Here is a 23,359-nt window from a genome sequence, read left to right as displayed (position 1 = left end):
TCGAGTGCGATGACGTGCGCGATCGCGCGTGGACGTGCGGAAGATGCAGTTCAGCGTTCGGCGGGAAACCGGTCCTGCAATGCGTGCAACCAGCGCGCGACGATGTCGAGTTCCGCGTCGGAAAAACCGTCGCACAGCTTGCCGTTCAGTTCGCGCAACACGACGCGCGCACGCTTGAGCGCCGCATGACCTTCGTCGGTCAGGAACAGGCGCGTCGCACGCCCGTCGTCGGAATCGGCGTGGCGCGCGAGCAGGCCCGCTTTCGCCATCCGGTCGGCGAGCCCCGTCATCGCGGACGGCGCCAGTTGCAGTGCCGCGCCGACCTCGCCGATCAGCGCGCCGTCCTGCTTCGCGAGGAAGAACAATGCGCCGGCCTGTGCTGCGCTTGCGCGCGCATCGGTCTCGGCCTTGCGGTCGACCCAGCGCTGCACGCGCCGCTGGCCGACGTTCAACAGGAAAAACAGTCGTCGGTCTTCGTTCAAGCTCGGTTCCCTGTTGCAATCGAAAATGACGGGCGGCCCGCTTCGCGCGGCGAGTCGAGCGCGCGAGCGAGCCAGTCGGCGACGCCGGGCCACAGCACGCCGCCGGGCCGGCTGCGGAAGAAGCCCATGTGCCCGATCGGCCCGCTGTCCGCCGCGTGCGGATCGATCTGGCGGCGTTCGACGGCCGCGCGCGTGAAGTAGCTTACCAGCAGGTCGATCGCTTGCGGGTTCGCCCACGGATCGTCGTCGAAGCCGATTGCGAGAATCGGCAACCGTTGTTTCCCGAAGCGTTCGGCCGCGCCGAGCGTCGGGTCGTCGAAGAAGTAGCGCGGCAGCGTCGTCCAGCGGCTCCATTCGCGAAACACGCCGGCTGGCAGATCCTCGCCGAGGCCGAGCCGCTTGCCGGGCACGTAGCCGAGCAGCGCTGCGGCGAGCGGGCCGATCACGCGCAGGATCAGCCGCACCTTCAGCCGCTCCGCGGCACGGGAAATCAGCCGCGTACTGCCCGCGTGTGCGGCGACCATCACGGCCGCACGCAGGTGCGCGGTGCCGGCCGACAGTCCGATCGCGTGGCCGCCGACGCTGTGGCCGACGGCCAGCAGCGGCAGCCCTTCATGAGCCTGCCGAGCCCATGCGGTCGCGGCGCCGACGTCGAGTTCGATCCAGTCGCGCATGCGCGCATGCAGTTCGTTCAGCCTTGGCGGCCGCGACGCGCCGATTCCGCGGTAGTTGTAGGTCAGTGCCGCGAAGCCGCGCCCGGTCAGAAACCGCGCAAAGCCTGCATACAGCCGCTCGGGCACCGCGGTGGCCGGATGGATCAGCACCAGCGCGCGCGGCGGCACGTCCGGCGACCACAGCGTGCCGCGCAGCGTATAGCCGTCGGCGGCGGAAAACTCGATCGGTTCTGACGTCATGGCCGTCCTCGCTCCGAGGGGTTATTTCGTATGCGAAATATAGCTGCCGTTTTACTTCGCGTGCGAAATATCAATCGAGGAAATCTTCGAATGGCCATCCGCGACGGCGCGCGGGCGGCGTCCTCGCGGAGACATCCTTCCATAAAACATTTGCATCTTTGAATAGCAGAATAATGCGTTTGTCTCATGGTCGGGATGAACGTATCGTCACGGATTCCATCCTGTCCGCCGGCTGTCGCACCGCGCGGGCCGTCATTCAACTTCCGGGGAAATCATGTCGTTGAGTCGAATCGTCGCCGCGCTGCTGCTCGCGCTCGCCGCGCAGCCAGGCATCGCGAAAGACACCGTCACGCTGCGTGTCGGTGAACAGAACTACTTCAACATCCAGGCGTCGATGGAGGCGTCCGGCGTGTTGAAGGACCTGCCTTACACGATCGAGTGGAAGCACTTCCAGGCCGCCGCACCCGTTGCGGAGAGCCTGAACGGCAATGCGATCGACATCGGCTTTCTCGGCGATTCCGCGCTGCTCACGCTGGCCGCGCGCGGCGCGCCGGTGAAGGTCGTCGCGGTATCGCGCCAAAGCCTCGACGGCGTCGCGATTCTCGTGCCGAAGAACTCGCCGGTGCGCACCGTCGACGACCTGCAGGGCAAGACCATCGCGGTGTGGCGCGGCGCCTGGAGCCAGCAACTCGTGCTGCGCGCGCTCGAGCACCCGGGCCTGCGCGCGGATTCCGTCAAGTACGCATACCTGATGCCGATCGATGCGACGAACGCGCTTGCGAACGGCTCGGTCGACGCCGTGTCGTTGTGGGAACCGTTCGTCAGCACGCTTGCGCTGCGGCAGGGCGCGCGAGCGGTGACGACCGCGCAGGGGCTGATGCCCGCGTTGAGTTTCGTCGCCGCGAACGAGCAGGCAGCCACCGCCAGACGTGCGGAGATCGCCGACTTCCTGAAGCGCGTCGTGGCCGCACGCCAGTGGGTCGACAGCCATCCGCGCGAGTACGCGGACCTGTGGGCCAAACGCGCGAAGCTCGAGCCGGACGTCGCATACCGATGGCTGAACAACGCGCACCAGCGCGTTGGCCCGATCGACGACACCGCCGCGAAAGACGCGCAGAACACCGCCGATTTCCTGCACAAGGCCGGCGTGATCCCGGTTGCTTACGACACGGCGAAGCTGCTCGACCGCTCGTACGCGGGCGCGTTCGCGGCGCCCGCGCAGAAGACGGCCGCCGTGCAGTGATCGCGCGGCGCCGCCCACGCATTTCCATCGACAACGAGAAGGACATTCCGACATGCCTGTCGACATCATCGGCATGATCACCGCGACGCCCGGCGCGGAGGTCGACGTACCGGGCGGGGCGGCCGTCCAGCCCGACTACGTGCGGCGCTTCGCGCAAGCGCACGAAGCCGCCGGCTTCGACCAGATCCTGGTCGGCCATTTCAGCAACGCGGCGGACGGCTTCATCGTCGCGTCGTTCGCGGCCGCCGCGACCGAACGCATCCGCATCCTGCTCGCGCACCGGCCCGGCGTGATCGTGCCGTCGGCCGCCGCGCGGCAGATTTCGACGCTCGACGTGTTCAGCGGCGGCCGGCTCGCACTGAATATCGTGTCCGGCGGCGACGACACCGACCTCCAGCGTGACGGCGACTTCGTGCCGCACGATGCACGCTATCGCCGCACCGGCGAATATCTCGACGTGCTGAAACGCATCTGGCGCGCCGACGCGCCGGTCGATCACGACGGCGAGTTCTACCGGCTGCGCGGTGCGTCGCCGGTCGTCAAAGGCGCGCAGCGCCCGCACGTGCCCATCTATTTCGGCGGTTCGTCACCGGCTGCGCTGGCCGTCGCAGGCGAGCATGCGGACGTCTACATGACGTGGGGCGAGCCGCTCGCGTCGGTGCGCGAGCAGATCGCGCGCGTGCGGGCGGCCGCGTTGCCGTTTGGACGCGCGCCGCGCATCAGCGTGTCGTTCCGGCCGATCGTCGCGCGGACCGAAGCCGCCGCGTGGGAGCAGGCCGACGCGATTCGCGAGCGCGTGCGCGCGGCGCGGCTCGCGAACGGCCAGCCGATCGACGGTCACGCGCCTCAGAACGCAGGCTCGCAGCGGCTGATGGCCGCGGCCGCGCAGGGCGACGTGCTCGACGAGCGGCTGTGGATGGGCGTCGCGAACCTGACGGGCGCGCGCTGGAATTCGACCGCGCTCGTCGGCACGCCTGAACAGGTCGCGAAGGCGCTCGGCGAGTACTACCGCCTCGGCGTGTCGACGTTCCTGATTCGCGGATTCGATCCGCTGCACGATGTGTCGGCGTATGGACGCGAGCTGATTCCGGCGATTCACGCGCATGTCGCGGAACTCGACCGGGAGCGTGCGGCTGTGAAGACGTAGGCCACGATCGGCTTCCGATATGGGTCGTGCGCGATCCGTCGCATGTGTCGTGCTGCATCTTCTCCGTCGCAACGATAAACCTCCGCACGTTACAATCCGCGATCGGTCATGGGCCATGACCGGCGAGTGCGATTGCGACGAGCCGCAGCGGATGTGCGTCGTTCGATCAGCATCAGAATCGACGATTGAAGCGACGAAATTCATGAGAAAGATTGCAGGGGCTTTACTGGTATGCGGGGTGCTGGCGGGCTGCGCCGGTAGCGGGGCAAAGCGCGGTGGCGTGTACGACCCTGCGACGCAAGCCCGGATCCGCGTATACCTGGGCGCCTATTCCCATTTCTACTTCAACACGACATGCGAGCCGGCCGACAACTGGTTCGCGAACGGGGCGCCCGGGATCGACGTCGCCGTGCCGGGGTTCACGCGTGCGTTTGCAGGTAACGAGACGATCGGCATGCCGGTGCCGGCCGACGCCTACAAATACTACGACGAGTACGTGATCAAGGCCGGCCAGCCGCTGACGATCACGTTTCGTGTCGGTGGCGATCGAGTCGTGGATCTCGGCATGGCGGGCAAGACCACGATCAGCCAGCGTGTCCAGCATATCGCGCGCTCGTTCGTCCCTCTGCCGGGCAACGATTACGAAGTGTTCCCGTACGATGCGGCATGGGGGCTCGAGGCGAAGCTGCGCCAATTGCATGTGGAAGGCAGTCGGGTATCGACGACCGACGTACAGCTCGCCGCGGCGCAACGCTGCCGGTGACACGTCCGTCGTCGCATGGCGTATCCGCCATGGCGCGCCACGCGATCAAAACGACGGCAACCCCGGCGGATTCGTCTCAGCCCGCGCGACCGCCTCGCTCTGCAATCCCCAGCGCGCGAGCGCCTGCCCGTAACGGCCGTTGCCGATCAGCGTATTGGTGGCGAGCGTCAGCGCCGGCGCAAGCCCGCTGCCGCGACGCGTCGCGATCGCGACATCGGCATTCGCCGGCCAGCCCGCATTCACGACACCGACCCGGCGGATCTTGCCGTCGCGCGCGGCCTCGTACGCAAGCGACGCGTTCGGATTGAGCTCCGCATCCGCACGGCCTGACAGCAGCGCGACGCGGGCGGCCGCATCGTCGTCGAAATACAGCAGCTCGGCGGCCTTCAGCCGCTGCGCGACATTGCGCCGGCTCCATTCGAGCAGGATGCGCTCCTGGCTCGTGCCGGCGCCGGTGATGATCCGCAGCCCTGCAATGTCCTTCGGTTCGGCGATCTTCGCGATCGGGCTCGCGGTGCGCACGTAGAAGCCGTGCAGCCCGAGCCGGTAGGTCGTGAAGTCGTATTTCTCCTTGCGCTTTTCGGTCACGCCGACGTTCGAGATCACCGCGTCGTACTTGCCGGACGTCAGCCCGAGCGGCCAGTCGGCCCATGCAACCGGCACCAGCACAAGCGTGCGGCCCAATGCATCGGCGACGAGCTGCGCATAGTCGGGATCGGCGCCGACCACGGTGCGCGCATCGGTGGCGTAGGTCGACACGGGCGGCGCGTGCGGTGAGATCGCGACCGTGAACGCGCCGTCGCGCACCCAGCGGTAGTTGCTTGCCGCGCGAATCGCGGCGTCGTCGCGCGCGGCGCGGATGCGGCCGGCCTGGCGCGGATCGAGATCCGCCGCCGCGAACGCGGCATCGGCTGCGTGCGATCGCATCGCGGCCGCTGCCGCCAGCGCGGCGGTCATGAACTGGCGTCGATCGATCGTCATCGGTTACCTCGCAGACACGAAGCGGCGTGCATCACAGCACCCGCGACAGGAACGCGCGCGTGCGCGGATGGGCCGGCGCGTCGAGCACGCGGGCAGGCGGCCCCGATTCGACGATGCGGCCGCGTTCCATGAACAGCACGTTGTCGGCGACTTCGCGCGCGAAGCCGATCTCGTGCGTGACGATCACGAGCGTGGTGCCCGAGCGTGCGAGCTCCTTGATCACGTCGAGCACTTCGTTCACCAGTTCGGGGTCGAGCGCGGACGTCGGCTCGTCGAACAGCAGAACCTTAGGGCGCAGCGCGAGTGCGCGCGCGATCGCGACGCGCTGCTGCTGTCCGCCGGACAACTGGCGCGGATATGCATCGGCCTTGTCGGCGAGGCCGACGCGTGCGAGCAGCGTACGGGCAGTGCGCTCGGCTGCGTCGCGCGTGACGCCCGCGACGGCAATCGGCGCTTCGATCAGGTTGTCGAGCACCGTCAGGTGCGGAAACAGGTTGAAGTTCTGGAACACCATGCCGACTGCGGTGCGCCGCTTCAGCACGTCGCGCTCCTTAAGCTCGTGCAGTACGTCGCCGTCACACCGATAGCCGATCAGTTCGCCGTCGATGTCGATGAAGCCGTCGTCGACGCGCTCCAGGTGGTTGATCGTGCGCAGCAGCGTCGATTTGCCGGAGCCGGACGGCCCGACGATTACCGTCACGCTGCCGCGCGGCGCGACGAACGACACGTTGTCGAGCACGCGCTGCATGCCGAACTGCTTCGACACGTTGTGTACGGCGACTTCGCCGCCGGTGCGCGGCGCGTGGGCGGCCGCGGTTTCGTCCTGCGTCGCCGCGGCGGCCGTCGCTGCATTGCGAATCGATGCGCGCCGCCACAGCGCACTCGCGCGCGCCAGCACGAATGTCAGCGCCGACGGCGGCGGATTGCGCAGCGCGCCTCGCGCGTAGTGGCGCTCGACCTGCACCTGGATCGCGGACAACACGGTGAGGATGATCAGATACCACACGGTTGCGACCATCAGCAGCGGAATCACTTCGAGATTGCGCCGATAGATCACCTGCACCGTATAGAACAGCTCGGGCATCGCGAGCACGTACACCATCGACGTGCCTTTCGCGAGCGTGATCAGATCGTTGAACGCGGTCGGCAGGATCGAGCGCATCGCCTGCGGCAGCACGATCCGCGTCGTCTGACGGCCACGCGGCAGCCCGAGCGCGGCGGCGGCTTCGAGCTGCCCCTGGTCGACCGCGAGAATGCCGCCGCGAATCACTTCCGCGGAAAACGCCGCGTGGTTGAGCGTCAGGCCGAGCACGGCGGCGAGGAACGGGCTGATCAGGTCGGTGGTGGGCGTGTCGAACCATACGACGTCGGTAAACGGCACGCCGAGCCGAACGTGTTCGTACAGATAGCCGAGATTGTTGAGGATCAGCAGCAGCACGATCAGCGGAATCGAGCGGAACAGCCACACGAAGGCCCACGCACTTGCCGACAGCAGCCGCGAGCGCGACAGCCGGGCCAGCGCGACGAACGCGCCGAGCGCGAAGCCGAACACGGCGCCGAGCAGCGTCAGCAGCAGCGTGCGTGCGAGCCCGGACAACACCGGCGGCGACAGGAACCATTCGGCGAATACGGGCCAGCCCCATTGCGGGTTGCCGAGAATCGAGTGCAGCGCGAGCGCAATCAGCCCGAGCGCCAGCACCGTGCCGGCCGTGCGCGACCGATGGCGGGCCGGCACGATCCGCACGTGCGCGCCGGCGTCGCGGACGCCGGAGGAAGAGAGCGGCGGCAGTGCGCCGCCGAGATGGGTCGTGTCGCTCATGTCGGTGAAGTCCTCGGTCGGGGTCGGTCGGACGCGCCGCGCGGTGTAGCAACGCGGCGGGCGTTGGCGTCACGCGTGCGCTTCGGCGGCGTCGTCCTGTCGTTGTGACGTGTCCGGCGCCGCATAGCGGCTCGCCTTGCGCGGCAGGCCGAGGTGATCGCGCAGCGTGCTGCCCGGCAGCTCGCGGCTGTAACGGCTCCGCGCTTCGAGCGCCGGAATCACGAGTTCGATGAAGTCGTCCACGCCTTGCGCCTGGACCGGGAAGCCGAGGATGAAGCCATCGCCGGCGCCGGCGTCGTGCCAGCGGATCAACTCGTCGGCAACGTGTTCGGCCGTGCCGATGAAGTTCGGGCGCGGCGTCGCGACGGCCAGGGCCGTCTCGCGCAGTGTGAGGTTGTTGCGCTTTGCGTCGGCCTTGATCCGGTCGGTGGTCGAGCGGAAGCTGTTGCGGCCGATGTCGCCAAGTTCGGGAAACGGCGCATCGAGCGCGTACCGGGTGAAATCGTGGTGATCGAAATAGCGGCCGAGATAGGCGAGCGCTTCGTCGATCGTCAGCAGGTCTCGAATCGCCTGGTACTTGTCTTCCGCTTCGGCGGGCGTGCGGCCGACGATCGGCCCGATACCCGGAAAGATCTTCACGTCGCCGGGTTGCCGCCCGTGCTCGATAGCGCTTTGCTTCACGCGCCGCGTGAACGCGGCCGTTTCTTCGAGCGACGGCGAATGCGTGAAGACGGCGTCCGCATACTTGCCCGCGAGCCCGATGCCGGTGTCCGACGAACCTGCCTGGAAGATCACCGGCTGCCCCTGCGGCGAGCGCTGGATGTTCAGCGGACCGGCCACGTTGAAGAAGCGGCCGTGATGGTCGAGCGTGTGCAGCTTGTCGCGGTCGAAAAAGCGGCCGGTCGCGCGATCGCGCACGAATGCATCGTCGTCCCAGCTGTCCCACAGCCCCTGCACGACGGCGAGGTATTCGTCGGCGATCTCGTAGCGCAATTCGTGATCGGGATGCGTCTTGCCGAAGTTCTTCGCGGTTCCTTCGAGCGGCGTCGTCACGACGTTCCAGCCCGCGCGGCCGCCGCTGATCGTGTCGAGCGACGCGAGCTGCCGCGCGACCGTGAACGGCTCGCTGTACGACGTCGAGATCGTGCCCGCGAGGCCGATCTTCTTCGTCGCGACCGCGAGCGCCGACAGCACGGTCAGCGGCTCGAAGCGATTCAGGAAGTGCGGAATCGACTTCTCGTTGATGTAGAGGCCGTCCGCGACGAACGCGAACGCGATGCCGGCCGCTTCCGCCTTGCGCGCGATGCCGATCGCGAAGTCGAGGTTGATGCTCGCGTCCGGCGGGTTGCTCGGATGCCGCCATGCGTTCATGTGGCTGCCTGCGCCTTGCAGCATCAGGCCGAAGGGTATCGATCGTCGGGTCGTCATCGGCGCGTTACGTGTTTTGGTCGAAAGAAAGGGAGCGGCCCGCATGGCCGGCCGCGAGGGCTGCCTGCAGCGGCGTGATCGACTGCGCGCCGCCGAGCCATTCGGCCGATGCGAGCCGAGCCGTGTAATCGGTCACCGGCGAATCGATCACGAACGCATCGACGTCGAGCCGCCGGCTCAGTGCGTCGAGCGCGCTGTGAATCCGCTCGGGCGTATCCGCGAGCACGGCCGGGCGCAGCTCGTCGATCCGGTAGCCGGACGCGCCGCTTTGGCGCGCGAACTCGGCCGCGGCCTGCGCGCTTGCGAGGTTGAAGCTCGGGCCGCCGGCGAACTGCAGCTTGAAGATCTTCAGCGGGCCGCTCAGTTGCTCGGCGGCTTCGCGCGTCGGCGCGGCGATCGCATACAGCGCGACGAGCGGCCGTGTGCCGCCTGCGTCGCGGTAGGCGGACAGCGAGCGCTCGAGGTTCGCGTCGTCGCCGTTGAAGTGGCCGGCGTAGCAGAAGCGCCAGCCGTGGCGCGCGGCGAGCTCGCCGCTGCCTGGCGAGCCGCCGAGCAGGATGCGTTCGGGCGCATCCGGCGGCACCGGCATCGCGACCGCGCCGGCGAGCGGGTGATCTTCGGCGACACCCCAGCCGAGGAACGCATCGAGCTCCGCGAGCTGTCCGGCGAAATCCGGCTTCCTCGCGTTGTCGTGAAACCACTGCAGCGCGCGCGTGGTCAGAGGCAATCCGCCGGGCGCCTTGCCGATGCCGAGATCGACGCGACCCGGCGCGAGCGCGGCGAGCAGCTTGAACGTCTCGGCCACCTTGAACGGGCTGTAGTGCTGCAGCATCACGCCGCCCGAGCCGACGCGAATGCGCGACGTATGCGCGAGCAGATGCGCGACGACGATCTCCGGCGCGGAGCTTGCGAAGCCCGGCGCACCGTGATGCTCGGCGACCCAGAAGCGCTCGTAGCCGAGCTGTTCGGCACGCCGCGCGAGCGTCGTCGTGAAGCGCAGCGCGTCGGCGGCAGTCGCGCCGTCGGCGATCGGGCTCTTGTCCAGCAACGAAAGCGAATAAGACATCGTGTTCGGCGCTCCTCTGCGCAACGTGAACGGGCGGCGCTCAGATCTTCGGCAAGCCGGGCGGATTCGTGCGCGACTGATCGATCGCCTCGGACGCGAGATTCCAGCGATCGAGAATCTGCTGATAGCGGCCGTTCCTGATCAGCCCGTTCAGCGCGAGGGTCAGCGGATCGGCGAGCCCGCTGCCTCGGCGCGTCGCGATCGCGATGTCGGCCGTGCGCGGCCAGCCGCCGCTGATCGCGCCGACCAGCCGCGTCTTGCCTTGCTGCGCGCTTTGGTACGCGAGCACCGAGTTCACGCTGAACACCGCATCGGCTCGGCCGGACTGCACGGCGACGATCCGCATCGCCTGGTCGTCGTAGTACTGAACCTGCACGGGCTTGAGCCCGTGTGCGACGTTCTCGCGGTCCCACGCGAGCAGGATCTTTTCCTGGTTGGTGCCGGCGTCGGTCACGATGCGCAGGCCCGCGACGTCCTTCGGCTCGCGGATCGACTGGATCTTGCTGTCATTGCGCACGTAGAAGCCGACCTGGTCTTTGCGATACGTCGAGAAATCGAACTTCTGCTTGCGCTCCTCGGTGACGGTGACGTTCGAGATCACCGCGTCGACTTTTCCCGATTCGAGCGCTAGCGGCCAGTCGGCCCATGCGAGCGGCACGATCTTCAGCTTGCGGCCGAGGCTGTCGGACACGAGCTGGCCGACGTCCGCGTCGAAGCCGATCACCGTGCGCGCGTCGGTCGCATACGAGCTGATCGGCGGCAGGCTCGGCGCGACGCCGATCGTCAACGTGCCGGGTTCGGCGAACTTGAACGACGCGGGCACCGCGCGTTCGACGGCCGCATCGGCCGCGCCGCGCGGGCGGCCGCGCTGTTCGGGGCTCAGGTCGAAGGTCGCGGCGGCCGCGGCGAGCGCGGTGACGCCGATCACGGCGGCGGCCAGCGTGCGCAGCGCACGCGGCGTGAAGAGAACGGCTCGTTGCATGGTTGCGTCCTGTTGTCGTGGTGTTGTTGTGATGTTGTCGCGGTGTCGCCGGAAGCCGGGAAGCCGAACCGGATGGCGCCACGCGTTCAGCGCGGCAGCACCGCTTCGGGCAGCGGTGCCCATAGGTCGGCGAGCGTCGACGTGCGCGACGGATCGGCGAGATCCTTGCCGAAGCGCAGGTGGAAATACGCTTCGGGATCGATCGACGCATCGAACAGCCGCGTGTAACCGGTGCGGTCGTACAGCGCCCACGCTTCGGGCTGGCGAAAGCCGGTGGTCAGGTACACGCGCCGGTACCCCTGCTGCGCGGCGCGCAGTTCGAGTGCGTTGACGATCACGCGTGCGAGACCCTGGCGGCGCAGGTCCGCGCGGGTCCAGATGCGTTTGAGTTCGGCGGTCTGCGCGTCGTAGCGCTTGAACGCGCCACCGCCGATCGTTTCGCCGTCGCGCAGCAGCAGCACGAACGCGCCTTCGGGCGGCGCGAACAGTTCGGCCGGGTAGCGCGCGAGTTCGTCGCGCGCGGATGCGCGACTGTCGGGGCGATACGCGTCGTAACGCGTCGCGTATTCGTCGATCAGCGCGTCGATCAGCGGTTGCGCGCGGACGTCGAGCGGTGTCGTGTCGATGAGGCGGTCGTTCGTGGCCATGGGCATCGCGAGGGGCGGGCGATGCGGACACCTCCGGCGGGCTCGCGGCACACGGGCCGGCCGGTCTGTTCCGTTATCGCGACGCGGTTGTCGTGATGACGGCGTGCGCGATGCCTGCTGCGATGCACCCGGCGCGCCGCCGCCGTTTCGAACACGTTAGCGGCGCGGCGGGCAAAGACGAACGAAGCAATTTCGATAAGGATTTCGTGCGGGGTGTTGGAAGGCTTGCAGCAGCGGCGCGATGGACAACGCGGCCGGTTTGGCAGCACCGCACGCCGTGCCTCTGATGTGGGTGATGGCCGGACGACCCGACCGAACGCGTTACCCGATGACTCGCGGCGGCGTCGACGGCTCCGCCAGCTGGAACAAGCAATCACCGCGTCGCACCTGCGCGGGCACACGCTTGCACACGACCTCGCCGTCGCCGTTGAACCGGTGCAGCACCGGCTCGCGCAACGGCGTATCGGGAAAATGCACCCACGCGGCCGGTTGCCCGGCCTTCACCTGATCGCCGAGTTCGACGAGCGGTTCAAACAGCCCGCGTTCGTACGCGTAGACGAAGTGCCGATCGCCATCGACACGCAGAAAGCGCGTGACGGTCGGCGGTGCGTCGGGCACGAGCGGGCCGCGCAGCAGACCGATATAGCCGAGATAATGCAGCAACCCGTGACGGCCGAGCCGGATCAGCGACGGATCGGCCATCCCCGCACCGCCGAGTTCGGTCACGATCGAGATTGCGCGTTGCCGGCGCGCCGCCGACGCCGAATGCACGGGATTTGGCGCGTGCAGCAGCGCATTCGGCAGCCCGAACGCAACGAGGAGCCCGTTGAGTTTTGCCGCTTCGTCATCGTCGAGCGGATCGATCGCGAGCATGTTGCCGCCCTGGTACAGCAGCGAGCTGCCGCCCGAATGCAGGTCGACCAGATACTGCGCGCGCGACAGCAGCGCGTGCTCGATGTAATGCGCGATCATCTGCGTCGGCGTGCCGGCCGGGTCGCCGGGAAAGCTGCGGTTCAGGTTGCCTTCGTCGAGCGGCGACACGCGCAGGCCCGCGTCGGCCGCGGGGAAATTCGCCATCGGCAACAGGATCAGTTGGCCGCTGACCATCTCCGGATCGATCTCGCGCATCAGCTGCGACACGATGATCTGGCCTTCGTACTCGTCGCCGTGGTTGCCGGCCATCACGAGCGCGACCGGGCCGTCGCCGTTGCGGATCGACGCGATCGGGATCGGCAGCCAGCCGTACGCGGAGCGGTGCACGGAATGCGGCAGGCGCAGGTAGCCCGCATGCTTGCCTGGCGCGTCCAGATCGATTTCGCAGTGGATGGGATTTCGGTGTGCGGAAGAGGCGGTCATGGCAACGTCGTTCGATGAACGGAATCTGCCATCTTATCGGGAAACGGCCGCCGCGCGGCGCGCGCGGTGAAGGGTTGGCCGAAGGCCGCCGCCGGGCCGGCACGCGAACGCGCGACACGTGCAATCACAGCCGCCGCGCGCGATGTTGCAGCGCTGAAACGCATGCCGGTGTGCGGGCCGGCTGCCCGCACCCGCCGGATGGCGCGTCAGCCCGTTGCCACGGCAGCGGCGGCGCGCGCGAGCGTCAGCGGCCCGACGTTTCAGCCTCGATACGGCCTTCCTCCCACAGTGCCCAGTACCGGCTGCCGGCGCGATACGGATTCGCGCGGCGCGCCGCGTAATCGGTCACGCCCTGGCGATACGCGCCGTACAGCGTGAGCGGCGGATTGTCGACGCACGCGGCTTCACGCGCGGCGGTCGTGCGGTGTTCGGAGACGAGCCGCCGGATCAGCGCGGCGCCGTCGATCACGTCGAGTCGATCGCTCGTTTCCGCGTGGCTGAGAACTTCGACGGTATTCATGTTGTGGCTCCCTGACGTGCTGTTTCATAGTCAAAGAGCAATAAGGGTGCCAGCCGTGAAATACCGCTCGCCGCGCCGATCGTGCCGGCTTCTGCGGCGAACGTGACGCGCGCGGCGGCCCGATGTTACGGAACACGTCACGTGACACGGGGGCGCGCGGCGAAACACCGGCCACGGATGCGCGCGTACGCACGCGCGCAGAATCGCGCAAAGCGTTGCGGGATCGAATCGCGGAAAGGGGGCGGCGGAATGCGTGCAACGCCGGGAGCCGGACCGACGTGCGACAGCCAACGGCGGACCATGCGCGTGCGTTGGCGCCGCTACGCGCCGCAGCGCGCTCAGCTTGCAGCCACGGGCGCGACGCGGCTGCTGCCCGCCGAGTAGAACCGATAGATTCCCTTGCCGGCCGACTTCGCGTCGTACAGCGCGCTGTCGGCTTGCCGGATCAGTTCGTCGGGCGATCCATGCCCGTCGTCGAGTGCGATCCCGATGCTGATTCCGAAAATGACGGTCTCGCCGATCGACAGCGTGTACGGCGCCGAAATCTGCTGGATGATCCGCTCGGCGACGAGCGAGCACGCATGCATCGTGGTCGCGTCGAGCGCGACGATGAACTCGTCGCCGCCGACCCGCGCCGCGAGTTCGCCGTCCGGCAGCGTCTTGCGCAGCCGCTGCGCGACCTGCATCAGCACTTCGTCGCCGGCCTGGTGGCCGAAGCGGTCGTTGATCGCCTTGAAGCCGTCGAGGTCGAGATACATGACGGCGAGCGACGGGCTCGGCATGCGCGGCCGATGCGCGAGCATTCGCTTCAGCTGCGCATGGAGTTCATGGCGGTTCGGCAATCCCGTCAGCGCATCGTGCCGAGCAAGATGGCGGATATGCTGTTCGGTGCGCCGGCGCGCGGTGACGTCCTCGACGATGATTACAGCGTTGCCGTCCGGCACGCGATGGCGCGTCAGTTCGAGCTGGCGACCGTCGGCGAGCACGATGTCGAAGGGCACGGGCTCGGCGCGCGTCAACCACACGGCGCACTGCGCGGCGAGCCCGCCATCACCGGGATCGGCTACCGTGCTCGAACCGAGCGTCGCAACGACGTCGGGCAGCGGCGTGTCGAGCATGATCTCGCGCGGCGAGCCGAACAGCTGTGCGGTGCGCCGGTTCGCGACGATCACGCGGCTTTCGCCGTCGATCATGCATAGCCCGTGCGGCATGTAAGTGAGCGCGGCGTCGAAGTGCGCGACGAGTTCGGCATTGCGCTGCCGCGCTGCGATCAGCGCGACCAGCACACGGTAATGACGCTGGACGACGGTGCGCATTGCGGCGAGATAGATCAGCAGCGGCGGCAGCAGCAGCCATGCGCCGGGCCGCTCGACCAGCAGCGCGCCGATACCGATCGGCACGACGCCGAGTGTGACCTGCGTCATCGCGAGCCGCGGCAGCGCCGAATTGCGCGACGCGATTCCGCCGAACACGCCGCCGGCGACCATCACCGCCAGCGTGCCGACTTCGACGTCGGGCGCATCCACGCAGCCCATCACACCGACGCCGAGCACGAAGCACGCAGCGAGCGACACGGGCGCGTAGCGCCGCGCCCAGTATTCGGCGCGATCGTCGCCGGCGGCGCGGCGAATCGCATAGGTGCGAGCGATCGCGAGCCGCGCCGCGAGCAGGCCGACGTCGACGACGAGCCACGCGAAGCACCACAGTTGTTGCAGCCGGATCAGCGCGATCGTCGCGACGAATGCGCTGGCGAGACCGGACAGCGCCATCGGACGCACGTCCTCGAACAGCGTGACGAGCATCGACGGACGCAGTTCGGCCGTCACCTGGTGATTGCCGGAAGGAGGCGTGGCGAGAACGGCGTTCAGGAGGCGTGCCTTGACTGCCATGGCTATTTTGACCTCGACACGATGCGACTCGTCGCCGGCACCCCGCGCCGGCACACGGCGGGATGACGGGTGAGCCCGATGCGCACGACATTACCATGAAACGCCGGCTGCGCGGGCCGTCCGGGGACGTCGACGCGTACTGGTCAATCACGCATGATCGCGCGTGACGAATCCGTCGGCACGTGCGCCGGATCGTTGCTGACGGGACGATCCGGGGCAACCGCTTGCATGCGGCCTTGGCCGCGCGCCGTGCGCCGTTCGTCGCCGTGCGGACGATGGAAGCGGCCGCCGACCGAACGGCAGACGCGGCATCCCGCCCGCGCACGCGTGCGGCTCGCGATCCGCCTCCGCCACGGTATGAATCTCGTTATAAGAAATTCAATAAGTATTTCATGCGAGAAATACTATAGGCGATATATCGAAAATAATGCCAGAATGCGCGCCGCTCCGAACGCCGCGACACCCGATCGCCGTCCGAGCCGTATCAGGAGATTCCCCCAATGAAAAACCACGGCCTGTCACGGCGGGGTTTTCTGAAAGCCAGCATGCTGGCGGGCGTCGCGGTCTACGTCGCGCCCATCGGCAGCCGCGCGTTCGCGGCGCTCTTCGAAGAAAAGCTCCTCACCCCGGTCAAATGGGATAGCGTCACCGGCATCCCCAAATTCCGCATCGACGGCATCGCGAAGGTCACCGGCTCGAAAGTGTTCGCCCGCGACGTGCGTGCCGCCGACATGCCGCACTGGCCTCAGCAGCAGTCGCATGCGCTGATTCTGCGCGCCACGCAGGCCGACCGCATCTACGAAGGCTTCGACCTGTCGCTGCTCGGCGATGAACTGAAACCGGACCGCGTGGTCACGGCGGACGATCTCGCGCGCGACGGCGTCGCGTTTCCCGCGTTTTACGGCGACGACATGCTGTTGCCTGCCGGCAAGACGCCCGCGTATCTCGGCCATGCGGTCGCGATCCTCGTCTATCACGACTTCGCGCGCTTTCGCTTCGCGAAGAACGCGCTCAAGTTCCGCGACGACGTGATCCGCTACGGCGCGGTCACGGGCCCGCTTGAGCGCGATCCGTGGGGCACGTTTCGCTACGTGCGGGTGGGCGGCAAGACCGCGTATGACGACGACGTCTATTCGAGCCTGAAGGACGCGCCGATCTTCCCGAGCATGATGCGCAAGCACCTGCCGGTGTGGCCCGACGGCAAGGAGCACGGCAAGCTCGACGAACAGGGCATGTTCCTCGCCGCGCAGATCGCCGGCGAACTCGATCATCCGCCGGCCGACTGGCTCGTGTTCGACCGCGAGTACAGCACGCAGTCGGTCGATACCGCTGCGCTGGAACCCGACAACGCGAACTGCTGGTACGACGCGGCGACGCAGTCGCTGCACCTCGTCGTGCCCACGCAGTCGCCGCTCGAAGTGGCAGAGAACGCGGCCGCGATGGTCGCGAAATGCCGCTTCCCGGTGAAGAAGCTGTTCGTGCATCCGTGCTACACGGTCGGCTACGGCTCGAAGGATCACTGCAACGTGCCGTTCTACGGGCTCGTTTGCGCGCTGTACGCGGACGGCCGGCCGGTGCGCTTCGCGAACGATCGCTACGAGCAGTTCCAGACGTCGCTGAAGCGCCACGCGTTCAACATGCGTTACCGGATCGCGGTCGATCGCAATACGGGTTTGCTGCAGTCGTTCAAGGGCGACTTCGAGGCGAATGGCGGCGGCCGCTCGAACTTCTCGCCGTCGGTCGCGATGGTCGGTGCAACCGCCGCGCAGTCGATCTATTACTTCCCGAAGAGCGATCTTGCGGCGGTCGCGATTGCGTCTCGCGCAATCGACGCCGGCTCGGCGCGCGGCTATGGCACGCTGCAAAGCATGGCCGCGACCGAGATGGCGATCGACGAAATCGCCGCGCAACTGCACATCGACCCGATCGAGTTTCGCCTGCGCAACGCGCTGCGTTCGGGGATGAAGAACACGCAGGGCGCGATTCCGGCCGGCGCGCTGCGCGTCGACGAAGTGCTCGAGCGCGCGAAGCAGCATCCGGTGTGGACGCGCCGTGCGGCGCGCAAGACCGAATTCGAGGCGGCAAACCCGGGCAAGCGCTACGGCGTCGGCTTCGCGTGCGTGCAGAAGGATTTCGGCACGGGCGCGGAGGCATCGTTCGCGAAGGTCGAGTTCGACGCGAACGGCAACGTGTCGCTGCATCACACGGCTGCCGAGATCGGCACCGGAATGTCGACGTCGCAGGCGGTCGCGGTCGTGAAGTGGCTGGGCCGCCCGGCGACCGACGTGCGCGTCGCGGTGACCGAATGGCCGGACCTGCCGATCGAGACGAGCGGCGACCCGTATCTGATGTCGCAGGCCGAACAGGACCGGCTGAGCGCGAATCCGCGCTGGTCGCCGGGCTATGCGTCGCCGTCGAGCGCGACGAATTCCGCGTATTACTTCACGCACAGCACGCGCGAAGCCGCGCGCGCGGTATTCCGCTATGGTCTGTGGCCGGCGGCGATGTCGATCTGGACGCGCGGCCTCGGCGGCGGCCAGGCAGCGCCGTACGCGATACGCATCGAGGATGCGCGCTGGGTCGACGGCAAGCTGACCGCCGACGGGCTCGAGCCGCTGACGTTCGAGCAGCTCGCGAAGCAGGCGCATGCGCTCGGCCTGCCGACCGGCGCCGTCGTGCACGTGTTCAATCGCTGGCAATGGACCGACGCCGAATTCGACGTCGGCGGCGCGATCGAGCGTCTGCCGATCGACGGGCTGTCGCTGCGCGTCGGCGCGCCGAAGACGGGCGACGACGGTCCGGTGCCGGGCACCGCCGCACCGGCCGGCGCGGCCGCGCTGCGCGGCACGCTGCCGCCGACCGCGAACGGTTATCGCGTGCTGGACCGCAAGCGCGTGTTCATCCCGCCGACGAGCCGCAATAACGCGGCGGTCACGTACTACACGGCGGTCGGCACGCTCGTCGAGCTCGCCGTGCATGAAGCGACCGGCAAGGTCGAACTGCTCGCGCATCACTCGATCATGGAGTGCGGCAACCAGATTTCGCCGCAGCTCGTGTCGGGCCAGTTGCAGGGTGGCCTTGCGATGGGTATCGGCCATGCGTTGCACGAGTATCTGCCGCTTTACGAAGACGGCCCCGGCAACGGCACGTGGAACTTCAACCGTTACCAGCTGCCGCGTGCGACCGACGTCGCCGTGTGGTCGCAGACGGGCGACATTCTGCCGCCGCTGTCCGAGACCGATCCGCCGAAGGGCGTTGCCGAAGTGGTGATGATCCCGGTCGTCGGCGCGATCGTGAACGGCATCGCGCACGCGATCGGCCATCGTTTCACCGATTTGCCGGTGACCCCGCAAAAGATTCAGGAGGTGCTCGCATGACGACTGCCCAAACCGCCGCGTCGGCCGCGAGCGCCAGTGCGGCCGCGACCGGCGCATCCGCGCCGAATGCGGCTTCGGCCGCACCCGGTGCATCCGCCGCGCCCGCTTCGTCCGCAGCCGCACCGGCGGCCGGCGAGCGTCCGCTCGTCCGGTTCCAGCAAAAGGCGCTGTCGGTCAGGATCAACGGCAAGACCGTGGGCCCGATGCCGGTGCCCGAAGGGCTGATGATGATCGAGTTCCTGCACGAGTATGCGGGCCTCACCGGCTCGCGGCTCGGCTGCGGGCAGGGCGTCTGTCACGCGTGCGTCGTGATCGTCGACAAGCCGGACGGCACCAGCGAGGAGATGCGCACCTGCATCACCGGTGCGCATTTCTTCCATGGCCGTTCGATTCGCACGATCGAAGGCCACGCGAAGCGCAACGAAGCGGGCGAGGTGGTCGAACTGTCGCCGATCCAGCAGAAGTTCCTCGAGCACTTCAGCTTCCAGTGCGGCTACTGCACGCCGGGATTCGTGAACGCGGCGACGGTGCTGATCGAGCGCCTGCATCGCGAGCCGGTCGCGAAGGCCGACGTCGAACGCACGATCACCGACGCGCTGAACGCGCACCTGTGCCGTTGCACCGGTTACGTCCGCTACTACGAAGCCGTGAAGGACCTGATCTTGACGACGCCTGGACTGGTGAAGGACGCCGCATGACACGCACATTCGCCCATCGTGCCGCGCGGGCCGCGCGCGTGCCCGCGCTCGCGGCCGCGTGCGCGCTGCTGCTCGCCGCGTGCGGCGGCCATGACGCGCCGGTATCGAGCGCGGCATCCGGCGCACCCGGCGCCGACCAGGTCGCACGCGGCCGCTATCTCGTGAAGGCTGCCGACTGCGCGGCGTGCCATACCGCGAAGGACGGTGCGCCGTTCGCGGGCGGTGCGCCGCTCGAATCGCCGTTCGGCACGTTCTACGGCTCGAACATCACGCCGGACAAGGATCACGGGATCGGCAACTGGAGTGCGGACGATTTCTACGCGGCGCTGCACGACGGCCAGGCGCCGGGCAAGCGGCTGTATCCGTCGATGCCGTACACGTCGTACCGGCAGCTCACGCGTGCCGATGCGGACGCGATGTTCGCGTACCTGAAGACGGTGAAGCCGGTCGCGCAGGGCAACCGCGCGCATGAACTGAGGTTCCCGTACAACCTGCGCTTCGGCATGGTGTTCTGGGACATGGCGTTCCTCAAGGACACGCTGCCCGACGCATCGGGCGGCCAGTCGGCAGACTGGCAGCGCGGCCGCTATCTGGCAGGCGCGCTCGGCCACTGCGCGGAATGCCATACGCCGCGCGCGTTCACGGGCCAGCTCGACGGCGCGAAGCCGTTCGCGGGCGCCGCGCTCGGCCGCGTGGCCGCACCGGACATCACGCCGGCGGGGCTTGCCGCGCGCGGCTGGACGGGCACCGACCTGCAGACGTTCTTCCGCGTCGGCATCGCGCCGCAAGGCTCGGCGTTCGGCGAGATGTATCCGGTCGTGCACCTGAGCACGCAGCATCTGACGAACGACGACCTGCGCGCGCTGTCGGTGTACCTGCTCGGCGACACGCCGCCCGCGCCGCAGCCGGTGAAGCCGGTATCGGCCGACGCCGCGCAGCTGGCAGCCGGCCGCTCCGTGTATCTCGCGGTGTGTGCAGGCTGTCACGGCATGAACGGGGAGGGCAAGCCGCACGTGGCCGTGCCGATGAATGGCAATTCGACGCTGCGCCAGCGCGATCCGCGCAATCTGCTGGTCGCGATGCTCGACGGCATCGACGAACAAAAGTTCGCCGGTGTCGAAAACATGCAGGCGATGCCGGGCTTCGCGCGCACGCTGGGCGACGACGAACTTGCGCAACTGGCGAACTACCTGCGCGCGATCTGGGGTGGCCAGCCCGCGAGCGTGACGCCGGCCGACGTGAAGGCCATGCGTCGATAAGCGGGGCGGCGACGCACGGAGTCGCACGGAATCGCACGCGAGCGCGGCCGAGTTACGGCCCCGCTCGCGCGCGGCTATCCGTTCGCCCCGATCCGGCGGCGCGTCAGTAGCCGCCCCCGCCGCCTCCACTCCCGCTGCCGCCTGCGCCGCCGTAGCGGCTCATACCCGGTCCTTGCGATGCGCCGCCGCCCGACGACGTGCATCCGGCCGACAGCACGAGCATCACCGCCGCGACCAGCGCCGCAGCCCATCTTGCCGATCTCATTTCGCTCTCCTTTTGCCGCGATGGCCTTGCGGTGGCGCGATTCGCGCGAACCGCAGGCCGCGCGATGACGAAACGTCCGGGGCGGGCGGTTTATTCCATGCTGTTTGCGGGTCCGGATAGCGGCACGGCGCGCGATACGGGTACGGACGATGCCGGGCCGCCATGCCGCCATCGCGGCGGCATGCGGCCCGCGATCAACGGTAGACGAGATCGGCGCGACGGTTCTGCGACCACGATTCCTCATCGTGGCCCAGCGCGACCGGCTTTTCCTTGCCGAGGCTCACCGCCTCGAGTTGCGACGCCTGCACGCCGAGCGTTTCGAGCGCGCTCATCACGGCCTGCGACCGGCGCTGGCCCAGCGCAAGGTTGTATTCGGACGTGCCGCGTTCGTCGGTGTTGCCCTGGATCAGCACGTGGCGCGACGGGTGGCTGCGCAGATAGTCGGCGTGTGCCTGCAGCAGCGACTGGTATTCGGGCTTCACCGAGTACTGGTCGAAATCGAAATAGACGCTGCGCTTCGCGAGCGGGCTGTTCGGGTTGTTGAGATCGTCGGCCGCGACCGTGGCGACGGCTTCGCTCGACGGCTCCGGCGCCATGCCTGCATTTTCCGGGGTTTTCGCCGCGTGGTGGCAACCCGCCAGCAGCGCGAAAACTGCGAGGACCAGTCGGTTCGTTTTGCTCATCGTGCGTCTCCTGCGGTTGACTGCGTGGACATCATCGAAAGCGTGATGCGCGAGAACTGTCACGGCACGGGGCCGACGACGCGGCGCGAAGGCGCCGGCCCGCGTGCGAGATGCACTTTCGTAAGCCGGCGATATGCGAGACGAAAGATTGTGTCGGCCGGAGCGCCAAATCACGGCGCCGCTGCAAGTAGAGTAGGAAAAATGTCACAACGTGAACAGTTTCTCCGCCTTTTTGTGAAAAAAACCACGCAGCACGCGATCTCCGTTGCGCGAACGCCCGATCGTCAGAACTTGTGTCGCAAGCCCAGCGCGACGACGACCTGGTTGCCGTTCGCGGACGGCGTCATCGTCCACACGGTCGCGTTGAACGCCGGATTGCCGTTGCCGCCGCTCACGCTTTGATAGACGGCTTCGAGATACGCGTCCGTGCGCTTCGAGAACGCGTAGTCGGCCTGGGCGACGACGTGGTTCCATTTCGGGCGGGTCTGGCCGGTGCGCGCGTCGAAACGGCCCATCGTGTACGTGTAGGCGGCGGCGACGCTGAACGCCGGCGTGGCGAAGAAGCGGCCGTCGACCGTGAAGTTGTCGAACACCAGCGATTCCCCCTTGAGCGGCGTGATGCCGCTGCCCTGAAGCACGCCGCTCACGCCATCGGTGGCCGAGTGCGACCACGCGGCGCCGATCGAGTGCGGGCCGAATGCGTAGCGCGCGGCCATCGCCCAGATCTCCTGGTTGCCGCCCGTGATCGTCGCCGAGCCGTCTACCGTGCTCAGCGCGCCGTCCGGATTCGGCGCATTACGGTCGCGGTTGATCTTCAGGTAGCCGGCGCCGAGCTTCAGCGGGCCGTTCGCATACGCGAGCCCCGCGCTCCACACGGCGTTGTTGGAAAACGCACCGGCCGTGTTCGAGAATCCGTAGAGCGCGCCGAACGTCAGCCCGCGATAGGCCGGACTCGTGTACTTCACCGCATGGTTGATGCGCAGATTGCGGTTCGAGTCGTCGTTGTCGTACGGGTGCACCGCGAGGTTGCCACCCCAGCCGGGCCCCGATGCGCCGAGCGGCGTGACGAAGTCGAGAATCAGATCGTACTGCCGGCCGAACGTCAGCGTGCCGGCCGTGCGCGAACTGATGCCGATCCATGCCTGGCGGCCGAACATGTCGACGCCTTTCTGCGACAGCTTGCCGGTCGTGCCCGAGAAGCCGTTCTCGAGCGTGAAGACCGCGGCCATCCCGCCCCCAAGATCCTCGCGGCCGCGCAACCCCCAGCGCGACGCGTTCAATGCGCCGCTCGTGAGCGCGACGCTGCCGCTGCCGGGCGAACCGGCGCCTTGCGTGCGCTGATTGGTCGCGTAGGTAATCGACGTGTCGATCAGCCCGTACAGCGTCACGCTGCTTTGCGCGTGCGCGACGCCGGGCGCCACGCCGGCGACGCACGCTGCGATGAAAGTGCCCGCGGCCGCGCGCGTGCGGGCGCGCGCGGCGATCGGCGTCGCGCGTGGCGTCGCGGGGGCGTGTCGGTCTGTTTGGTAGGAATGCACAGGATTTTCTTGTCGTTGGTCTCCGGCCGATTGCCGGTGGTCGCGTCGGCGCGCGGGGGCTCGACGCAGCGAGCGGCCATTATTGGAGATCGAGCGAAAGCCGATTAAGCCGCTGCACAGGAAAGGTTCTCTGCGAAATCGGGCGGAATCGCGGCAGCGCGCCGCACCCGGACGGCATTGGCAGCCGCCCGCATACGGACCGCAGCGCGCGCACCGACCCAATCAGCAAATTTTGCCGATTGCGTTTGCAGGGCCGCTGGCGACGGCCTGTTCGTAGCATGCGTCTGCCCGCACCGCCGCCA

At 67.9% G+C, this 23,359-nt stretch carries 20 protein-coding genes; 6 read left to right on the top strand and 14 right to left on the bottom strand.

Features of this window, described 5'->3' with window-relative positions:
* Positions 1-50: 50 nt before the first annotated feature.
* Positions 51-482: a MarR family winged helix-turn-helix transcriptional regulator gene (locus tag WK25_RS24740; protein ID WP_069243007.1), complete on the bottom strand. Its 432-nt coding sequence runs from the start codon at positions 480-482 to the stop codon at positions 51-53.
* On the bottom strand, positions 479-1,396 hold the full coding sequence (locus WK25_RS24735) for a serine aminopeptidase domain-containing protein (RefSeq protein ID WP_069243006.1): 918 nt from the start codon (positions 1,394-1,396) through the stop codon (positions 479-481). The genes WK25_RS24740 and WK25_RS24735 overlap by 4 nt, the downstream gene beginning before the upstream one ends.
* A gap of 274 nt (positions 1,397-1,670) precedes the next feature.
* On the opposite strand from WK25_RS24735, the gene WK25_RS24730 reads away from it, so the two are divergent.
* The 3 genes from WK25_RS24730 (at position 1,671) to WK25_RS24720 (ending at position 4,549) form a co-directional block, all read left to right on the top strand.
* Positions 1,671-2,639 carry an ABC transporter substrate-binding protein gene (locus WK25_RS24730; protein WP_069243005.1) on the top strand — a complete coding sequence of 323 codons (969 nt, stop codon included), beginning with the start codon at positions 1,671-1,673 and terminating at the stop codon, positions 2,637-2,639.
* 52 nt (positions 2,640-2,691) lie between these two features.
* A complete protein-coding gene (locus WK25_RS24725) occupies positions 2,692-3,786 on the top strand; it encodes an LLM class flavin-dependent oxidoreductase (RefSeq protein ID WP_069243004.1) in 1,095 nt (364 codons plus the stop codon).
* Between the two features lie 115 nt (positions 3,787-3,901).
* The gene (locus WK25_RS24720) at positions 3,902-4,549 is read left to right on the top strand and encodes a hypothetical protein (RefSeq protein WP_156789097.1); all 648 of its coding nucleotides are present in this window, start codon (positions 3,902-3,904) and stop codon (positions 4,547-4,549) included.
* Between the two features lie 45 nt (positions 4,550-4,594).
* On the opposite strand, the gene WK25_RS24715 is transcribed toward WK25_RS24720, so the two are convergent.
* From WK25_RS24715 to WK25_RS24670, 9 genes are all read right to left on the bottom strand, one after another.
* Complete coding sequence (locus tag WK25_RS24715) at positions 4,595-5,530, bottom strand: ABC transporter substrate-binding protein (RefSeq protein WP_069243002.1); 936 nt, start codon at positions 5,528-5,530, stop codon at positions 4,595-4,597.
* Positions 5,531-5,561: 31 nt separating this feature from the next.
* Positions 5,562-7,349: an amino acid ABC transporter permease/ATP-binding protein gene (locus tag WK25_RS32310; protein ID WP_083253075.1), complete on the bottom strand. Its 1,788-nt coding sequence runs from the start codon at positions 7,347-7,349 to the stop codon at positions 5,562-5,564.
* A gap of 69 nt (positions 7,350-7,418) precedes the next feature.
* Positions 7,419-8,777 (bottom strand): LLM class flavin-dependent oxidoreductase, encoded by a 1,359-nt coding sequence (locus WK25_RS24700; protein WP_040139860.1) that lies wholly within the window; start codon positions 8,775-8,777, stop codon positions 7,419-7,421.
* Positions 8,778-8,784: 7 nt separating this feature from the next.
* Positions 8,785-9,843 carry an LLM class flavin-dependent oxidoreductase gene (locus WK25_RS24695; protein WP_069243001.1) on the bottom strand — a complete coding sequence of 353 codons (1,059 nt, stop codon included), beginning with the start codon at positions 9,841-9,843 and terminating at the stop codon, positions 8,785-8,787.
* A 40-nt stretch (positions 9,844-9,883) separates the two neighbouring features.
* A complete protein-coding gene (locus WK25_RS24690) occupies positions 9,884-10,825 on the bottom strand; it encodes an ABC transporter substrate-binding protein (RefSeq protein ID WP_069243000.1) in 942 nt (313 codons plus the stop codon).
* A gap of 86 nt (positions 10,826-10,911) precedes the next feature.
* Positions 10,912-11,472: a GNAT family N-acetyltransferase gene (locus tag WK25_RS24685; protein WP_040139857.1), complete on the bottom strand. Its 561-nt coding sequence runs from the start codon at positions 11,470-11,472 to the stop codon at positions 10,912-10,914.
* Between the two features lie 321 nt (positions 11,473-11,793).
* Positions 11,794-12,828: a succinylglutamate desuccinylase/aspartoacylase family protein gene (locus WK25_RS24680; RefSeq protein ID WP_059546967.1), complete on the bottom strand. Its 1,035-nt coding sequence runs from the start codon at positions 12,826-12,828 to the stop codon at positions 11,794-11,796.
* A 244-nt stretch (positions 12,829-13,072) separates the two neighbouring features.
* Positions 13,073-13,348: a hypothetical protein gene (locus WK25_RS24675; protein ID WP_040139855.1), complete on the bottom strand. Its 276-nt coding sequence runs from the start codon at positions 13,346-13,348 to the stop codon at positions 13,073-13,075.
* Positions 13,349-13,686: 338 nt separating this feature from the next.
* Positions 13,687-15,237 (bottom strand): sensor domain-containing diguanylate cyclase, encoded by a 1,551-nt coding sequence (locus WK25_RS24670; RefSeq protein ID WP_069242999.1) that lies wholly within the window; start codon positions 15,235-15,237, stop codon positions 13,687-13,689.
* 500 nt (positions 15,238-15,737) lie between these two features.
* On the opposite strand from WK25_RS24670, the gene WK25_RS24665 reads away from it, so the two are divergent.
* From WK25_RS24665 to WK25_RS24655, 3 genes are read left to right on the top strand one after another with little or no spacing between them, the layout of a single operon-like run.
* A complete protein-coding gene (locus WK25_RS24665; protein WP_069242998.1) occupies positions 15,738-18,614 on the top strand; it encodes a xanthine dehydrogenase family protein molybdopterin-binding subunit in 2,877 nt (958 codons plus the stop codon).
* The gene (locus tag WK25_RS24660) at positions 18,611-19,312 is read left to right on the top strand and encodes a (2Fe-2S)-binding protein (RefSeq protein ID WP_040139851.1); all 702 of its coding nucleotides are present in this window, start codon (positions 18,611-18,613) and stop codon (positions 19,310-19,312) included. Before WK25_RS24665 ends, WK25_RS24660 begins: the two co-directional genes overlap by 4 nt.
* The gene (locus WK25_RS24655) at positions 19,309-20,571 is read left to right on the top strand and encodes a cytochrome c (RefSeq protein ID WP_069242997.1); all 1,263 of its coding nucleotides are present in this window, start codon (positions 19,309-19,311) and stop codon (positions 20,569-20,571) included. The genes WK25_RS24660 and WK25_RS24655 overlap by 4 nt, the downstream gene beginning before the upstream one ends.
* 103 nt (positions 20,572-20,674) lie before the next feature.
* On the opposite strand, the gene WK25_RS31855 is transcribed toward WK25_RS24655, so the two are convergent.
* From WK25_RS31855 to WK25_RS24645, 3 genes are all read right to left on the bottom strand, one after another.
* Positions 20,675-20,836, bottom strand: coding sequence for a hypothetical protein (locus tag WK25_RS31855; protein ID WP_040139849.1), 162 nt, complete (start codon positions 20,834-20,836; stop codon positions 20,675-20,677).
* Between the two features lie 194 nt (positions 20,837-21,030).
* Positions 21,031-21,519, bottom strand: a complete 489-nt coding sequence (pal, locus tag WK25_RS24650) for a peptidoglycan-associated lipoprotein Pal (protein ID WP_069242996.1) — start codon at positions 21,517-21,519, stop codon at positions 21,031-21,033.
* A 284-nt stretch (positions 21,520-21,803) separates the two neighbouring features.
* Positions 21,804-23,057, bottom strand: coding sequence for a porin (locus tag WK25_RS24645; protein ID WP_413464095.1), 1,254 nt, complete (start codon positions 23,055-23,057; stop codon positions 21,804-21,806).
* Positions 23,058-23,359 lie beyond the last annotated feature (302 nt).

This window comes from Burkholderia latens, from assembly GCF_001718795.1.
Classification (GTDB): domain Bacteria; phylum Pseudomonadota; class Gammaproteobacteria; order Burkholderiales; family Burkholderiaceae; genus Burkholderia; species Burkholderia latens_A.
The sequence above is the reverse complement of the archived record's forward strand: the minus strand, read 5'-3'. Positions and strand labels throughout refer to the sequence as shown.

Excerpts from the sequence above, each read along its gene's own strand:
- WK25_RS24730 (WP_069243005.1), top strand. The coding sequence starts at position 1,671 with ATGTCGTTGAGTCGAATCGTCGCCGCGCTGCTGCTCGCGCTCGCCGCG.
- WK25_RS24715 (WP_069243002.1), bottom strand. The coding sequence starts at position 5,530 with ATGACGATCGATCGACGCCAGTTCATGACCGCCGCGCTGGCGGCAGCG.
- WK25_RS24660 (WP_040139851.1), top strand. The coding sequence starts at position 18,611 with ATGACGACTGCCCAAACCGCCGCGTCGGCCGCGAGCGCCAGTGCGGCC.
- WK25_RS32310 (WP_083253075.1), bottom strand. The coding sequence starts at position 7,349 with ATGAGCGACACGACCCATCTCGGCGGCGCACTGCCGCCGCTCTCTTCC.
- WK25_RS24675 (WP_040139855.1), bottom strand. The coding sequence starts at position 13,348 with ATGAATACCGTCGAAGTTCTCAGCCACGCGGAAACGAGCGATCGACTC.
- WK25_RS31855 (WP_040139849.1), bottom strand. The coding sequence starts at position 20,836 with ATGAGATCGGCAAGATGGGCTGCGGCGCTGGTCGCGGCGGTGATGCTC.
- WK25_RS24655 (WP_069242997.1), top strand. The coding sequence starts at position 19,309 with ATGACACGCACATTCGCCCATCGTGCCGCGCGGGCCGCGCGCGTGCCC.
- WK25_RS24695 (WP_069243001.1), bottom strand. The coding sequence starts at position 9,843 with ATGTCTTATTCGCTTTCGTTGCTGGACAAGAGCCCGATCGCCGACGGC.
- pal (WP_069242996.1), bottom strand. The coding sequence starts at position 21,519 with ATGAGCAAAACGAACCGACTGGTCCTCGCAGTTTTCGCGCTGCTGGCG.
- WK25_RS24685 (WP_040139857.1), bottom strand. The coding sequence starts at position 11,472 with ATGGCCACGAACGACCGCCTCATCGACACGACACCGCTCGACGTCCGC.
- WK25_RS24680 (WP_059546967.1), bottom strand. The coding sequence starts at position 12,828 with ATGACCGCCTCTTCCGCACACCGAAATCCCATCCACTGCGAAATCGAT.
- WK25_RS24720 (WP_156789097.1), top strand. The coding sequence starts at position 3,902 with ATGACCGGCGAGTGCGATTGCGACGAGCCGCAGCGGATGTGCGTCGTT.
- WK25_RS24665 (WP_069242998.1), top strand. The coding sequence starts at position 15,738 with ATGAAAAACCACGGCCTGTCACGGCGGGGTTTTCTGAAAGCCAGCATG.
- WK25_RS24735 (WP_069243006.1), bottom strand. The coding sequence starts at position 1,396 with ATGACGTCAGAACCGATCGAGTTTTCCGCCGCCGACGGCTATACGCTG.
- WK25_RS24725 (WP_069243004.1), top strand. The coding sequence starts at position 2,692 with ATGCCTGTCGACATCATCGGCATGATCACCGCGACGCCCGGCGCGGAG.
- WK25_RS24700 (WP_040139860.1), bottom strand. The coding sequence starts at position 8,777 with ATGACGACCCGACGATCGATACCCTTCGGCCTGATGCTGCAAGGCGCA.
- WK25_RS24690 (WP_069243000.1), bottom strand. The coding sequence starts at position 10,825 with ATGCAACGAGCCGTTCTCTTCACGCCGCGTGCGCTGCGCACGCTGGCC.
- WK25_RS24670 (WP_069242999.1), bottom strand. The coding sequence starts at position 15,237 with ATGGCAGTCAAGGCACGCCTCCTGAACGCCGTTCTCGCCACGCCTCCT.